Source organism: Monashia sp. HAY1-11D (genome assembly GCF_056868035.1).
Genome location: NZ_CP200320.1, coordinates 3,802,986 through 3,816,670 on the forward strand (window position 1 = coordinate 3,802,986; position 13,685 = coordinate 3,816,670).

At 73.7% G+C, this 13,685-nt stretch carries 13 protein-coding genes and 1 pseudogene; 9 read left to right on the forward strand and 5 right to left on the reverse strand.

Annotation, left to right across the window (positions count from 1 at the left end; genetic code table 11):
- The first annotated feature begins 53 nt into the window (after nucleotides 1–53).
- Nucleotides 54–1,535, forward strand: coding sequence for a glutamate-cysteine ligase family protein (locus AC1VM9_RS17640; protein WP_481341106.1), 1,482 nt, complete (start codon nucleotides 54–56; stop codon nucleotides 1,533–1,535).
- A gap of 10 nt (nucleotides 1,536–1,545) precedes the next feature.
- Here the strand turns inward: AC1VM9_RS17640 and AC1VM9_RS17645 are convergent, their stop codons facing one another.
- Nucleotides 1,546–2,175, reverse strand: coding sequence for a histidine phosphatase family protein (locus AC1VM9_RS17645; protein ID WP_483123552.1), 630 nt, complete (start codon nucleotides 2,173–2,175; stop codon nucleotides 1,546–1,548).
- Nucleotides 2,176–2,213: 38 nt separating this feature from the next.
- Here AC1VM9_RS17645 and AC1VM9_RS17650 point away from each other — a divergent pair, with 38 nt between their 5' ends.
- A complete protein-coding gene (locus AC1VM9_RS17650) occupies nucleotides 2,214–3,086 on the forward strand; it encodes a PhzF family phenazine biosynthesis protein (RefSeq protein ID WP_483123553.1) in 873 nt (290 codons plus the stop codon).
- A 1-nt stretch (nucleotide 3,087) separates the two neighbouring features.
- Nucleotides 3,088–3,627 carry a DUF1697 domain-containing protein gene (locus AC1VM9_RS17655; RefSeq protein WP_481341109.1) on the forward strand — a complete coding sequence of 180 codons (540 nt, stop codon included), beginning with the start codon at nucleotides 3,088–3,090 and terminating at the stop codon, nucleotides 3,625–3,627.
- Between the two features lie 39 nt (nucleotides 3,628–3,666).
- Here AC1VM9_RS17655 and AC1VM9_RS17660 read toward each other — a convergent pair whose 3' ends face one another.
- A complete protein-coding gene (locus AC1VM9_RS17660; RefSeq protein ID WP_481345023.1) occupies nucleotides 3,667–4,521 on the reverse strand; it encodes a TrmH family RNA methyltransferase in 855 nt (284 codons plus the stop codon).
- Nucleotides 4,522–4,700: 179 nt separating this feature from the next.
- Between AC1VM9_RS17660 and AC1VM9_RS17665 the strand changes: the two genes are divergently transcribed.
- The 4 genes from AC1VM9_RS17665 to AC1VM9_RS17680 all read left to right on the forward strand — a co-directional run bounded on the left by AC1VM9_RS17665 (nucleotide 4,701) and on the right by AC1VM9_RS17680 (nucleotide 9,277).
- Nucleotides 4,701–5,891: an LLM class flavin-dependent oxidoreductase gene (locus AC1VM9_RS17665; protein ID WP_483123554.1), complete on the forward strand. Its 1,191-nt coding sequence runs from the start codon at nucleotides 4,701–4,703 to the stop codon at nucleotides 5,889–5,891.
- Entirely contained in the window at nucleotides 5,888–6,523 is a 636-nt protein-coding gene (locus AC1VM9_RS17670; protein WP_483123555.1) for a CE1759 family FMN reductase, read from the forward strand. Before AC1VM9_RS17665 ends, AC1VM9_RS17670 begins: the two co-directional genes overlap by 4 nt.
- A gap of 137 nt (nucleotides 6,524–6,660) precedes the next feature.
- Nucleotides 6,661–7,944 carry an APC family permease gene (locus AC1VM9_RS17675; RefSeq protein ID WP_483124043.1) on the forward strand — a complete coding sequence of 428 codons (1,284 nt, stop codon included), beginning with the start codon at nucleotides 6,661–6,663 and terminating at the stop codon, nucleotides 7,942–7,944.
- 82 nt (nucleotides 7,945–8,026) lie between these two features.
- On the forward strand, nucleotides 8,027–9,277 hold the full coding sequence (locus tag AC1VM9_RS17680; protein WP_483123556.1) for a Tle-like phospholipase domain-containing protein: 1,251 nt from the start codon (nucleotides 8,027–8,029) through the stop codon (nucleotides 9,275–9,277).
- Nucleotides 9,278–9,297: 20 nt separating this feature from the next.
- Here the strand turns inward: AC1VM9_RS17680 and lhgO are convergent, their stop codons facing one another.
- From lhgO to AC1VM9_RS17695, 3 genes and pseudogenes are all read right to left on the reverse strand, one after another.
- Complete coding sequence (gene lhgO / locus AC1VM9_RS17685) at nucleotides 9,298–10,137, reverse strand: L-2-hydroxyglutarate oxidase (RefSeq protein ID WP_483124044.1); 840 nt, start codon at nucleotides 10,135–10,137, stop codon at nucleotides 9,298–9,300.
- Nucleotides 10,138–10,210: 73 nt separating this feature from the next.
- Nucleotides 10,211–10,501: pseudogene (locus tag AC1VM9_RS17690) on the reverse strand (FAD-dependent oxidoreductase); the annotation flags it as partial.
- A 7-nt stretch (nucleotides 10,502–10,508) separates the two neighbouring features.
- Nucleotides 10,509–10,934, reverse strand: a complete 426-nt coding sequence (locus AC1VM9_RS17695; RefSeq protein WP_483123557.1) for a GNAT family N-acetyltransferase — start codon at nucleotides 10,932–10,934, stop codon at nucleotides 10,509–10,511.
- Nucleotides 10,935–10,959: 25 nt separating this feature from the next.
- Here AC1VM9_RS17695 and AC1VM9_RS17700 point away from each other — a divergent pair, with 25 nt between their 5' ends.
- On the forward strand, nucleotides 10,960–11,580 hold the full coding sequence (locus tag AC1VM9_RS17700) for an L-threonylcarbamoyladenylate synthase (protein ID WP_481341116.1): 621 nt from the start codon (nucleotides 10,960–10,962) through the stop codon (nucleotides 11,578–11,580).
- A 171-nt stretch (nucleotides 11,581–11,751) separates the two neighbouring features.
- Nucleotides 11,752–13,683: an alpha-amylase family protein gene (locus tag AC1VM9_RS17705; protein ID WP_483123559.1), complete on the forward strand. Its 1,932-nt coding sequence runs from the start codon at nucleotides 11,752–11,754 to the stop codon at nucleotides 13,681–13,683.
- The last annotated feature ends 2 nt before the right edge of the window (nucleotides 13,684–13,685 follow it).

The following is a 13,685-nucleotide window of genomic DNA, read 5'->3' on the forward strand; positions in this document are numbered from 1 at the left end:
ACACCCCGGGGGAATTTCTCGCGTCGAGCCCGCGAGTGTGGTTGTCTCGGCTCGTGGGCGCCGACGTCGAGCAGGCCAGGTACACCCGGGAGCAGCGGCAGCAGTACCGGGAGAAGGTCCGCCGCGACCTCGACGTGTTCGAACGGATGCTCGGCAAGAGCGAGTTCGAGTTCGACCGGCCCATGACCGGGCTCGAGATCGAGCTCAACCTCGTCTCCGAGGACCTCGGGCCCAAGCTCGACAACAAGGTCGTCCTCGAGCAGATCGCCGACGAGAACTTCCAGACCGAGCTCGCCCGCTACAACATCGAGCTCAACGTCCACCCGCGCCCGCTGCCCGGGGACTCGGCGCTCGAGCTCGAGCAGCACCTGCGCGAGTCGCTCAACCAGGCCTCGGCGCGCGCGGCCGACCTCGGCGTCGGCATCGTGGCCATCGGCATCCTGCCGACGATCATGGCCGAGCACTTCGAGGGCGACTGGATCAGCGAGAACATCCGCTACGCGGCTCTCAACAACGCCGTCCTCGACGCGCGCGGCGAGGACGTCTGGCTCGAGCTCGAGGGCCCGACCGGCGAGCGCATCGCCCGCTACTCCGACAGCCTGGCGCCGGAGTCGGCGTGCACCTCGATCCAGCTGCACGTGCAGGTGCAGCCGGAGCGGTTCGCCGACCACTGGAACGCCGCGCAGGTCCTCGCCGGCCCGCAGCTGGCCCTCGGCGCGAACTCGCCGTTCTTCCTCGGGCAGCGGCTCTGGGCGGAGACCCGCATCCCGCTGTTCACGCAGTCCACCGACACCCGTTCGGTCGAGCTGAAGAACCAGGGCGTCCGGCCGCGGGTCTGGTTCGGGGAGCGGTGGATCACCTCGATCTTCGACCTCTTCGAGGAGAACGTCCGCTACTTCCCGGCCCTGCTGCCGGAGATCTCGGACGAGGAGCCCGAGGAGGTGTTCGAGCGCGGTGAGGTGCCGGCGCTCAAGGAGCTGCGCCTGCACAACGGCACCGTATACCGCTGGAACCGACCCATCTACGACATCGTCGGCGGCCGCCCGCACCTGCGGGTCGAGAACCGGGTGCTGCCGGCCGGGCCAAGCATCGCCGACGTCCTCGCCAACGCGGCCTTCTACTACGGGACCCTGCGCTACCTCGCCGAGGAGGACCGTCCGGTGTGGACCCGGATGAGCTTCTCGGCCGCGGAGGCGAACTTCGAGGAGGGCGCGCGGCTCGGGATCGACGCCCGGACGTACTGGCCCGGCTTCGGTGAGGTGCCGACGACCGAGCTGGTCCTGCGCCGGCTGCTGCCGATGGCCCACGAGGGCCTCGACCGCTGGGGCGTGTCGGCGGCGGTCCGCGACCGGTACCTGACGATCATCGAGCAGCGCTGCCTCAACGGCGTCAACGGCGCCTCGTGGCAGACCGAGTGCGTCGCCCGGCTCGAGGCGCAGGGCCTGACCCGCGACAAGGCGCTGCGCGAGATGCTCGCGCGCTACATCGAGGGGATGAGCGCCAACGCGCCGGTCCACACGTGGGAGCTGCCCTGACGCGTGGGCCTCAGGCGTCCTTGAGCAGCCGCCAGGGCGAGAGGTTGAACGAGCCGATGCAGCGCGTCGACCGGTGGTGGGTCAGGACGCTCATCGACCCGGCGTCGAGGACCAGCTGCTGGCCGAAGCGCGGGTCGACACCGAGGTAGACCGCGGTGAGGACGCGCAGGGCGTGGCCGTGCCCGAAGAGCGCGACGTTCCCCTCCTGGAGGTCGGGCCACACCTTGTCGATGACCTGCTGGCCCCGTGCGGCGACCTGCTCGACGGTCTCGCCGGGTGTGACACCGGGCTTCACGCCGTCGACGAACACCTCCCACGGGTGGCCGACCTCGGCGCTGATCTGCTTCGTCGTGATGCCCTCGTAGGCGCCGTAGTCCCACTCGCGCAGGAGCGGCTCGACCTCGAAGTCGCCGAGGCCGGCGAGCTCGGCCGTGCGACGGGCGCGCTGCAGCGGCGAGACGAGGACCCGCGAGAAGGTGCGCGCGCGGAGGATGTCGGCGAGCTCGCAGGCCGCCTGCTCACCCTCGGGCAGGAGCGGCAGGTCCGTGGTGCCGGTGTGCTGGCCGGTGAGCGACCACTCGGTCTCGCCGTGCCGGAACAGGTAGAGGTCGCCGGGAACGGCGCTGTCGCGCTGGGCCATGGGCGCCATCCTCGCACCTGCTCGGGCAGACTCGCCCCATGGACCTGCCGTTCGAGCTGCTCAACGTCTTCGCCGTCGAGGGCGACCCGTTCTCGGGCAACCCCCTGTGCGTCTTCACCGACGCCGGGGGCCTGGGGGAGGCCGCGATGCAGCGGTGGGCCCGCCAGTTCAACCTCAGCGAGACGACGTTCGTCACGGGGCAGGACGGCGCGGGCGAGGCGTCGGTGCGGATCTTCACCCCCGACCACGAGATGCCGTTCGCCGGCCACCCGACGCTCGGTACCGCGGAGGTCGTCGCCGGGCTCGTCAGCGGCCGTCCGCCGGACCGGGTCGACCTGACCATGCCCGCGGGGCGCATCCCGGTCGAGCGGGTCGAGGGCGGCTGGCGCCTCGACGCACCGACCGCCCGGACCCGCCCGGTCGACGCGAGCCCGGCCGACCTGGCCACCGCCCTCGGGCTCGAGCAGGCGGCCGTGGTCGAGGCGTCGTGGGTCGACGCCGGCGTCGAGCAGCTCATCGTGCGCCTGCGCGACGTCGAGGACGTGCGGGCCTGCGTCGCCGACCCGCGGCTCATGGCCCGGCACATGGCGTCCCCGGGTCACCCGCCGCACGTCTACGTGTGGGCCTGGACCGGCCCCGGCAGCATCGAGGCCCGGCTCTTCTTCACCCAGGGGTCTGCGGTCGCCGAGGACCCCGCCACCGGCTCCGCCTGCGCCAACCTCGGCGGGTGGCTGGCCGAGCAGGGCCGGCGCGACGCGGTGATCGAGGTGAGCCAGGGCGCCGCGGTCGGGCGTCCGTCCCGGCTCGTCCTCGAGGTGGACGCCGCCGGAGGGGTGCACGTCGGTGGCCGCGTCGAGCGGGTCGGCGCGGGCACGTGCCGCGACGCCACCGCGGCGGGACGGGAGCGCTGAGGTGGGTGTCTACATCGGCTTCCTGCGGGCCGTCAACGTCGGCAAGCGCCAGGTGCGCATGGAGCGACTCCGACAGGTGCTGTCGGAGCACGGCTTCCGCGACGTCGAGACCCACATCCAGACCGGCAACGTCAAGGTCACCTCGCCGATGCGCAGCGCCGCCAAGGTCGAGAAGGAGCTGCACCGACTCATCAGCGACGCGTTCGGGTTCGACGTGCCCGTCGTCGTCCGGACGCCGGCGCAGCTGCGCCGGCTCGCCGAGGAGGCCGAGCAGCTGGACTCGCCCATCGCGCCCGACGCCCGACGCTACGTCACGTTCATGACCGGCGACCTGGATCCCGACGGCGTCGAGGCGCTGCACGCCTGGGACGTACCGACCGAGGCGGCCCGCGTCCTCGGCACCGACATCGTGCTGTTCCTGTCCGACGGCGTGCAGGGCGCCCGGCTGACCCACGCCCGCATCGAGCGGCTCACCGGCGCCGTCGGCACCGCCCGCAGCATCACCGTGGTCCGGGCCCTCGCCGACAGGTGGTGCCCCTGAGGCCCGACCGGCGCGGTTGCGCCTGAGCCGTGGCGCGCGTCAGAGGCGCGACCGGCGGACCAGCTCGAAGCAGACGACCGCCGCGGCCGCCGACACGTTGAGCGACTCGACCCCCGAGGCCATCGGGATCGAGACCCACGTGTCGACGAGCCGCGCGACGTCGGGGGACAGGCCGGCCGTCTCGCTGCCGAGGACGAACGCGACCGGCGTGGGCAGGTGCGCCGCGAAGAGGTCGTCGTCACCGGACGCGTCGAGCCCCACGACGTGGAAGCCGTGGTCCTTGAGGGTGGCCACGGCCTCGGCGGCTGTGGCGGTCTTGAGGATCGGCGCGCGGAACGCGACGCCGGCCGAGGCCTTGACGACCAGCGGGTCGAGGGAGGCGACCCCGCGACGGGGGACGACGACGCCGTCCACCCCGGCGGCCGTCGCGGACCGCAGGATCATGCCGACGTTCGCGGGCGTGGTGATGCCGTCGAGGACGAGGACGGCGCCGAGCGTGGTCGCGGGCTCCCCGAGCGCGCCGGCCGGGAGGCCCTGCCCCCCGACGAGCGCGGCGAGCGCCGCGCCGAGGGGACGCATCCGCGGCGCCACGACGTCGGCGAGCACACCCTGGTCCTGGCGCCCGTTGCCGGCCAGCTTCTTGACGCGCTCGGCGCTGGCCCGCTGAACCGGGACGCCGCGACGGCGGGCGGCCTGCTCGATCTCGCGGATGCCGGATCCGCGGACCCCCTCGGCGACGACGACCTTGTCGACGTGCAGGCCGGCGTCGAGGAGCACCTCGTGGACCGGGTTTCGCCCGTAGACGGTGATGAACCGGTCCTTGGGGGACACGGGCTCGGCCTGGCCCGGGTGGCCGGTGCCCGGGCGGGTGGTGCGTGGGTCCTGCGAGCTCACGGCGTCAGGATGTCACAGGCAGGGTGAGGGCCCGGCGCGCTCGGCACGGTGCCGGTGCCCGGCCCGTCCGTGGAGGCCGCCGACGCAGGCATGATGGGCCCGGACCCGAGGCCGGGAATGGGCCGGGGAGGTCCCGCGTTCTGCAAGTTGAATTCTCAACAACCAAGGAGCTGGGAGCCATGCAGTTCGGGATCTTCACCGTCGGCGACGTCACGACCGACCCCACCACGGGACGGACGCCGACCGAGCACGAGCGGATCAAGGCCACCGTGGCCATCGCGAAGAAGGCCGAGGAGGTCGGGCTCGACGTCTTCGCCACCGGGCAGCACCACAACCCGCCCTTCGTCGCCCCGGGCAACCCGCCCGTGCTGCTGGCCAGCATCGCGGCCCAGACCGAGCGGATCATCCTGTCGACGTCGACGACCCTCATCACGACGACCGACCCCGTGCGCATCGCCGAGGACTACGCGATGCTCCAGCACCTGGCCGAGGGCCGCGTCGACCTCATGATGGGCCGTGGCAACACCGGCCCGGTGTACCCGTGGTTCGGCAAGGACATCCGCGAGGGACTGCAGCTGGCCATCGAGAACTACGCGCTCCTGCACCGGCTGTGGCGCGAGGACGTCGTCGACTGGCAGGGCAGCTACCGCACCCCGCTGCAGGGCTTCACGTCGACGCCGCGCCCGCTCGACGGCGTGCCGCCGTTCGTCTGGCACGGCTCGATCCGCAGCCCGGAGATCGCCGAGCAGGCCGCGTACTACGGTGACGGCTTCTTCTCCAACCATATCTTCTGGCCCGCGAGCCACACCGCCCAGATGGTGCAGCTCTACCGCCGGCGCTTCGAGCACTACGGCCACGGCACCGCCGACCAGGCCATCGTCGGCCTCGGCGGTCAGGTGTTCATGCGCAGGAACAGCCAGGACGCGGTCCGCGAGTTCCGTCCGTACTTCGACAACGCGCCGGTCTACGGCCACGGGCCGTCGCTCGAGGACTTCACCGCCCAGACGCCGCTGACCGTCGGCAGCCCGCAGGAGGTCATCGAGCGCACCCTCGGGTTCCGCGACTACGTCGGCGACTACCAGCGCCAGCTCTGGCTCATGGACCACGCCGGCCTGCCGCTCAAGACCGTCCTCGAGCAGCTCGACATCCTCGGCGAGGAGGTCGTGCCCGTCCTGCGCCAGGAGTTCGCCGCCCTGAAGCCGGCCCACGTGCCGGACGCCCCGACCCACGCCGGCCTCGTCGCGGCCGCGGGTGGCGCGCAGGACGCCACCGTGTACGCCCCCGCCGACGACGTCACCGGCGCCTCGCCCGACGCGGCGCCCGCCCAGCCCACCGAGACCACCGAGAGCACCGTGGAGGTGACCCGATGACCACCCGTCCCACCGACCTGCGCCGGCCGCTCCACCTCGCCGTCGTCACGGCCGGACTGACCCAGCCGTCCTCGACGCGGCTGCTCGCCGACCGCCTCACCGAGGCCGTCGTACGCGCCCTCGCCCCCCGCGAGGTCGTGGTGGAGGTCGTCGAGGTGCGCGACATCGCCCACGAGCTGACCGACAACGTCCTCACCGGCTTCGCGGCGCCCGAGCTGCAGTCGCGGCTCGACGCCATCGCCGGGGCGGACGCCGTCATCGTCGCCACGCCGGTCTACGCAGCCTCCTACAGCGGGCTGTTCAAGATGCTCGTCGACGTGCTGCCCAAGGACGCCCTGCGGGACACGCCGGTCCTGCTCGGCGCCACCGGGGGCACGGCCCGCCACTCGCTGGCGATCGACCACGCGCTGCGGCCCCTCTTCGCCCACCTCGGCTCCCTCGTCGCCCCGGTCGCCGTCTTCGCGGCGTCCGAGGACTGGGGCAGCGTCGAGGCGGGCCGGCTCGGCGAGCGCATCACGCGCGCGGGTGCCGCCTTCGCCGGGCTCGTGTCGGGCGCGCCGCGACGCGAGCGCATCGACCCCTTCGAGGACGTCACGCCGTTCGCGGCGCTGCTCGACGGGTTGAGCGCCTGAGGGCCTGACCGCCGAAGCGGTGGACGCACGCCGGAGCCGCGGCCCACGACGGGTCGCGGCTCCGGGGCGTCGGCGGGACGGGCCCGGCCCATTCGGCGCAGAGGAGCGGGAACGGGCAGACTCGGGCCGTGACGTCCATGCCGGGGAGCCGACCCGGGCCCGCCCTCGCCCGCCGCCTGACGACGACCGACGCGACCCTCATCGGCGTCGGCTCGATGGTGGGCGCGGGCCTGTTCACCGCGTTCTCGCCTGCCGCCGCATCGACCGGCTCCTGGCTGCTCGGTGCGCTGCTGCTGGCCGGGCTCGTCGCCTTCTGCAACGCGGCGTCGTCGGCCCAGCTGGCGGCCCAGTACCCCACGTCGGGCGGCACCTACGTCTACGGCCGTGAGCGACTCGGACCGTGGTGGGGCTTCGTCGCCGGCTGGGGCTTCGTCGTCGGCAAGTCGGCCAGCTGCGCGGCGATGGCGCTCGCCTTCGCCGCCTACGTCGTCCCACCCACCTGGGAGCGCCCCGTTGCTGCCGTCACCGTCGCCGCGCTCGTCGGCGTCAACTACCGCGGCATCACCCGCACGGCCGCCCTGACCCGCGCGCTCGTCACGGTCGTCCTCGTCCTGCTCACCGTCGTGCTCGTCTCGGGCGCCGTGCTCAGGTGGGACGCGCCGCCCGTCGACTCAGCACAGGTTGCGTCCGGCTCCGCCGGCCTCGGCGGTGTGCTCCAGGGCGCAGCCCTGCTCTTCTTCGCCTTCGCGGGCTACGCGCGCGTCGCCACGCTCGGCGAGGAGGTGCTCGACCCCTCCCGGACGATCCCGCGCGCCGTCGCCTTCAGCTTCGCCGTCGTCGTGCCGATCTACGCGCTCACCGGCGCGCTGCTGCTGCACGTGCTGGGACCGACCGCCACGGCGGCGTCGCCGGCACCCGTTCGCACCGCGGCTTCGGTCGCGCAGGGGCCGGACGGGTGGCTCGTGTGGGTCACCGCTGCCGCGGCCGCTGTCGCGACGCTCGGCGCGCTGCTCGCCCTCGTCGCCGGGGTCGGCCGGACGGCGCTGGCGATGGCCCGGGAGGGGGACCTGCCCCGCCGGCTGTCGGCCGTCCACCCCCGCTTCGCCGTGCCGCACGTGGCGGAGCTGACCCTCGGTGCCCTCGTCATCGTCCTCGTCCTGCTCACCGACCTGCGCGGCGTCATCGGCTTCTCCTCGTTCGGCGTCCTGACCTACTACGCCGTGGCCAACGCAGCGGCGCTGACCCAGACGTCGGAGCACCGGCGGTATCCGCGGGCCGTGGCGGTCCTCGGCCTCGTGGGCTGCCTCGCCCTCGCCTGGGCGGTCCCGCTGGGCTCCCTGGTCGCCGGTGTCGGGGTGCTCGCGGCGGGCCTGCTCGGCCGGCTCGTCGTGGTCCGCGCGAGGCGGGCCGGACCCTCCTGAGCGTCGTGCACGCCCGGGCGGCGACCGGATGGCACACGCCGGGGACCGCTCCCCATGGACCCGTGACCCCCGGGGCCCTAGCGTGACCGCACCGCTGCTGGAGGAGGTGCGTGCCGTGCTCTACCGCAAGGGGGCCGACCCGGAGGCGCTCGACCGGGTGGCCGTCGAGCTCGCTCGTAGTGCACGAGACGTCGACGGGGTCCGCATCGACGCGTCCCGTGCGGTCTCGATGCTCGGGCAGGCCTGGGGCGGCGACGACGCCGACCGCCTGACCGAGGACTGGCAGCGCGCGGCGGCCCAGCTGTCCCTCCTCGGGACGCGGCTCGACGACCTGGCGACCAGGCTGCGCGACAACGCCCGGGGCCAACGCGCCGCGAGCGGTCCAGCCGGACCGAGCACTGCCGGCGGTGCCATTGGTGCCGGAGGCCGCACCCCGTGGCCGCCCTGGCCGTTCGGTGGTCTCGGGCCGACACCCGGGCCCCCGCCGACCGGGCCGGGTGGACCCGAGCCACGGCCGCTCGCCGAGGAGACGCGCGGCACCGAGCCGCGTCCTGTCGACCTCGAGCTGGCCCGGCTGGCGCGGGGCGTCTACGACGGGACGGGCACCGAACGGTTCGTCGCGGTGGCCGACGACGACCTGCGCGCGCTCGGCATCGACCCGTCGCGGCTCACCGGACCGGGTGGCTTCCAGGCCCAGGTGTACGCCGACAGCGACGGTGGCTACGTCCTCGCGTTCGCCGGCACCGACCCGACGAGCGTCGGCGACTGGGCCACCAACATCCAGCAGGGCACCGGGCAGCTGAGCACCCAGCACCTGCAGGCCATCGGCCTGGCCCGGGACCTCGACTCCGCCGTCGGGCCGGACCACCTCGTCCTGACCGGGCACTCCCTCGGCGGCGGGCTGGCCAGCACGGCCGCGGCGGCCACGGGACAGCCCGCCGTCACCTTCAACGCCGCCGGCGTGCACCCCAACACGCTGCTCGCCGCCGCCGCGCTCGGGGGCGGGCACGTCGGCATCGCCGCCGACCAGGTGCGCAACTACCACGTGCGCGGTGAGCTGCTCACGACCCTGCAGAACCCGCTCGGCTCCTTCGTCGACCACGTGCCGTTCGGCATCGGCGACAACGTCCTGGCGCCCGACGCGCTCGGCACCCAGATCGCGCTCGACCCGGCCGAGCGGCCGCGCGTGTCCGTGTCCGGCTGGGCGGCCGTGAGCCCGGTCGTCGGTGTCGTCGACGTCGCCGTGGACCTCGGCAGCTGGTCGGTGCACGAGCACCAGGCGCCCTCGGTCATCGAGGCCATGGAGGCGAGCACCTGGTTCGGCAAGCAGTGAGCCCGCCGCCGCACGCGTGGTCAGGTCAGGCCGAGGCGGTCGACGACGAGGTCGGCGATGGCCAACGACGCGGTGGCGGCGGGGGAGGGCGCATTGCGGATGCAGAACACCGGGCCCACGCGGCTGAAGCGGAAGTCCTCCACGAGCGAGCCGTCGGCGTCCATGGCCTGTGCCCGTACGCCGGCCGGGGCCGTGAGGACGTCCGAGGTCCGCAGCTCGGGCACGTACCGACGGACCCGGGCGACGTACGTCCGCCGGCTGAGCGAGCCCGCGAGCTCGTGCAGCCCGGTGCGCACGTTGGCACGCGCGAAGCGTCGGAACCCGGGTGATGCCGCGAGCCGGCGCAGCTGGTCGAGGTCGACGTCGCCACGACGATAGCCCTCGCGGGCGGTGGCCAGGACGGCGTTGGGTCCGAGGAGCACCTCGCCGTCGGTGCGCCGGGTGAGGTGCACGCCGAGGAACGGGTACCGCGGGTCGGGGACCGGGTAGACGAGGCCCTTGACGAGGTGGCGCGCCTGCGGACGGAGGCGCAGGTACTCGCCACGGAAGGGCACGATGCGCGGGTCGGGGCCGTCACCCGCGAGCACCGCGAGCCGGTCGGCGCCCAGACCGGCGGCGAGGACCACGACGTCGGCGGTGACCACCCGGCCGTCGGACGCGGTCAGCCGGACCGGTTCCGAGCCCCCTCGGCGCACGTCGACGACGTCGAAGTCGGTGACGAGCGTGGCACCCGCGCGCGACGCGTCCTCGAGGAACGACCGCGCGACCGCGCCGAAGTCGGTGACGGCGGTCGTCGGGGACAGCAGGGCGGCGCGTCCGGCGACGTGCGGCTCGACGGCTCGCAGGCCGTCGGGCCCCAGACGCTCGAGGCCGGGGACGCCGTTGGCGCGGGCCCGTCGCTCGAGCTTCCCGCAGCCGCAGCTCCTCCTCGGCGTCGAGCGCCACGACGACCTTGCCCAGCTCGTCGTAGGGCAGGCCGCGCTCGCGGCAGTACGCGGAGAGCCTGCGCACGCCCTGACGCGAGAGGCGTGCCTTGTCCGAGCCCGGCGCGTAGTAGACGCCGGCATGGACCACCCCGCTGTTGTGGCCGGTCTGGTGCCGGCCGGGCGTGGCCTCCTTCTCGACGACCGTGACCACGGGACGCGGGTCGAGCGAGACGAGCCGGCGCGCCACCGCGGCACCGACGATGCCGGCGCCGACGACCGCGACGTGCGTCCGGCTCACACTCCGGTCACCCGCTCTGCTCGACGGCCTCGACGTCGGCCCGCGTGGCCGGCACGACGTGCGCCGCGTACGGCTCGCGGTGCCGAGCGACCCAGGCCCGGATGTACGGGCACAGGGCGACCACGACGCGTCCGGACTCGATCGTCGCGTCGAGGGCCGTCCGCGCCAGCCGGCTCGCCAGGCCGTGGCCCTCCAGCTCGGGGCGCACCTCGGTGTGGAAGAAGACGACGCGGTCGGGACGCCCGTCGTGGCCCGGCACGACCTCGTACTGGGCGATGCCGACGACGCGCTCACCGTCGCGCACCTCCCAGCGTCCGGCGGCGGTCGCGTCGACGACGGTGAAACGGTCGGCATCGACGTCCGGCGGTGCCGGTGCCGTGTCGGTGGCTGCGACGGGGCGGCCGTCCTCCGGGGGGCTGGCAGGCTCGGTCATGGGCCCAGCATGGCAGGGTGGCGTCATGGCGAAGTACTTCGACGTCCACCCGGTGGACCCCCAGCCTCGAGCCATCCGCCAGGCCGTCCAGGTGCTGCGCGACGGCGGCCTGGTCGCCTACCCGACCGACTCCTGCTTCGCCCTGGGCTGCACCCTCGACAACCCCGAGGGCAAGGAGCGCATCCTGCGGATCCGGCAGCTCGACGACAAGCACCACTTCACGCTCGTCTGCGCGGACTTCGCGCAGCTCGGCCAGCTCGTCCACCTCGACAACGCCGTGTTCCGCGCCGTCAAGGCCGCGACGCCCGGGCCCTACACCTTCATCCTGCCGGCGACCCGCGAGGTGCCGCGCCGCCTCCTGCACGCGAAGAAGAAGACCGTGGGCGTCCGCATCCCCGAGCATCCCGTCGTGCGCGAGCTGCTCCGCGAGCTGGGCGAGCCGGTCCTGTCGAGCACCCTGCTCATGCCCGGCGACGACGAGCCGATGACGGACGGCTGGCAGATCAAGGACCGCCTCGACCACGTGGTCGACGCCGTCATCGACTCGGGGGAGTGCGGACTCGAGCCGACCACCGTCGTCGACTGGTCCGAGGGCCACCCCGAGGTGACGCGGGTGGGGGCCGGTGACCCCTCGCCCTTCGCGTGAGCGCGTGCGGCGCGCTCCGGTCGCCGCTGTCGCGCTGCCCTCGACCCCGCCGAGACCAAGGACCTGGCTGCGGATCTGGCTGCGGAGCTGGCTGCGGACCTGGCTGCGACACGGGCCGCGCTCGCGTGGTCCCCACTGTCGCCGCGTCGCCGCGTGGGGTTCAATCGGGCCATGAGCCACGCGCCGACGAAGGAGTCGATGACGGCACTGCTCGCGGGGCTCGACCCTGCCGAGCGGGAGACGATCCGGCTGCGGCTCGACCGCTGGACCGACGACCTCGTCGCGGCGCTGGCCACGCTCTACCCCGGGCGTGACGTGTCCGCGCTGGCGCTGCGGCTCATCGGGCGGGCCGTCGCCGGCTTCCGCGACCGTGACCCCGAGCTGCGGCGCCTCGACCAGAAGCGCCTCCTGCGTCCGGACTGGCTCCAGCAGCCGGACATGTTCGGCTACGCCTGCTACACCGAGCGGTTCGCCGAGGACCTGCGCGGCCTCGCCGGCCACCTGGACTACCTGCGCGACCTCGGCGTCACCTACCTGCACCTCATGCCCTTGCTCCTGCCGCGTGACGGCGACAACGACGGCGGCTACGCCGTCGCCGACTACCGACGCGTGCGACCCGACCTCGGCGACGTCGAGGACCTTCGCGAGCTGACCCGCGCCCTGCGCACCGAGGGCATCTCGCTCGTCCTCGACCTCGTCCTGAACCATGTCGCCCGCGAGCACGAGTGGGCCCGGCGCGCCCGAGCGGGGGAGCAGCACTACCGCGACTACTTCCACATCTACCCCGACCGCGTCATGCCCGACGCGTTCGAGCGCACCCTGCCCGAGGTCTTCCCCGACTTCGCGCCCGGCAACTTCACGTGGGACGACGAGCTCGGAGCGTGGGTCTGGACGACGTTCAACGAGTGGCAGTGGGACGTCGACTGGGGCAACCCCGACGTCCTCGTCGAGTACGCGGAGATCGTCCTGCACCTGGCCAACCTCGGAGTCGAGGTGCTCCGGCTCGACGCCATCGCCTTCACGTGGAAGCGCCTCGGCACCAACTGCCAGAACCAGCCGGAGGTGCACGCGGTGGCCCAGGCGCTTCACGCGGTGGCGCGCATCGCGTGCCCGGCGCTCGCGTTCAAGGCCGAGGCGATCGTCGGCCCGCGCGACCTCGTCCAGTACCTCGGCCTGGGACCCCACGCCGGCCGGGTCAGCGACCTCGCCTATCACAACAGCCTCATGGTCCAGGTCTGGTCGATGCTCGCCACGGGCAGCACGACGCTGGCCCGGGTCGCGCTCGCCGCCCTGCCGCCGACGCCCCCGAGCGGCACGTGGATCTGCTACGTCCGCTGCCACGACGACATCGGCTGGGCCATCGACGACGAGGACGCCGCGCGGGCCGGGCTCGACGGCTTCGCGCACCGGCGCTTCCTGTCCGACTGGTATGCCGGCGAGTTCCCGGGGTCCTGGGCGCGCGGCCTGGTGTTCCAGGCCAATCCGCTCACCGGGGACAAGCGGATCAGTGGCACCGCCGCCGCCCTGACCGGGCTGCAGGCCGGGGAGGACGACGGCGACCGGCTCGAGCGAGACCTCGGCCTGGCGCGTCTCTTCCTCGCGCACGCCGTGGTGGCCGGCTGGGGAGGTATCCCCGTCGTGTGGAGCGGTGACGAGCTCGGCCTGCCCAACGACCCGCTGTGGGACCTCGAGCCGGGTCACGAGGATGACAACCGCTGGGCGCACCGTGAACGCCTCGACTGGGAGGTCGCCGCCCGGCGGGGGGATCTGTCGACCGACGCGGGGAAGGTGTTCCAGGGCCTGCGACACCTGGCCCGGGTGCGGGCCGGGCTGCCGCAGCTGCACGCCTCGGCGCCGGTGACCGTCGTCGCCGACACCGACGACGGTGTGCTCGTCGTCGTCCGTTCGCACCCGAGCGGGCCGATGGTCGGCGTCTACAACGTGACGCCGACGTGGCGCACCGTCGAGGTGCGCCACCTGCACGAGGCGGGCATCGCACAGCCGGTCGACGCGCTCGGCGGGCACCCCGTGTACGCCGGGCCGGACGGCATGGCCGCGCTGAGTCCGTATGCCGCGTGGTGGGTCGTCGACGCGTCCGTCTGAGG

What these genes read in the sequence shown, in the direction of transcription:
- AC1VM9_RS17645 (WP_483123552.1), bottom strand. Translation starts at nt 2,175, where the DNA reads ATGGCCCAGCGCGACAGCGCCGTTCCCGGCGACCTCTACCTGTTCCGG.
- AC1VM9_RS17650 (WP_483123553.1), top strand. Translation starts at nt 2,214, where the DNA reads ATGGACCTGCCGTTCGAGCTGCTCAACGTCTTCGCCGTCGAGGGCGAC.
- AC1VM9_RS17665 (WP_483123554.1), top strand. Translation starts at nt 4,701, where the DNA reads ATGCAGTTCGGGATCTTCACCGTCGGCGACGTCACGACCGACCCCACC.
- AC1VM9_RS17670 (WP_483123555.1), top strand. Translation starts at nt 5,888, where the DNA reads ATGACCACCCGTCCCACCGACCTGCGCCGGCCGCTCCACCTCGCCGTC.
- AC1VM9_RS17675 (WP_483124043.1), top strand. Translation starts at nt 6,661, where the DNA reads ATGCCGGGGAGCCGACCCGGGCCCGCCCTCGCCCGCCGCCTGACGACG.
- AC1VM9_RS17695 (WP_483123557.1), bottom strand. Translation starts at nt 10,934, where the DNA reads ATGACCGAGCCTGCCAGCCCCCCGGAGGACGGCCGCCCCGTCGCAGCC.
- AC1VM9_RS17700 (WP_481341116.1), top strand. Translation starts at nt 10,960, where the DNA reads ATGGCGAAGTACTTCGACGTCCACCCGGTGGACCCCCAGCCTCGAGCC.
- AC1VM9_RS17705 (WP_483123559.1), top strand. Translation starts at nt 11,752, where the DNA reads ATGAGCCACGCGCCGACGAAGGAGTCGATGACGGCACTGCTCGCGGGG.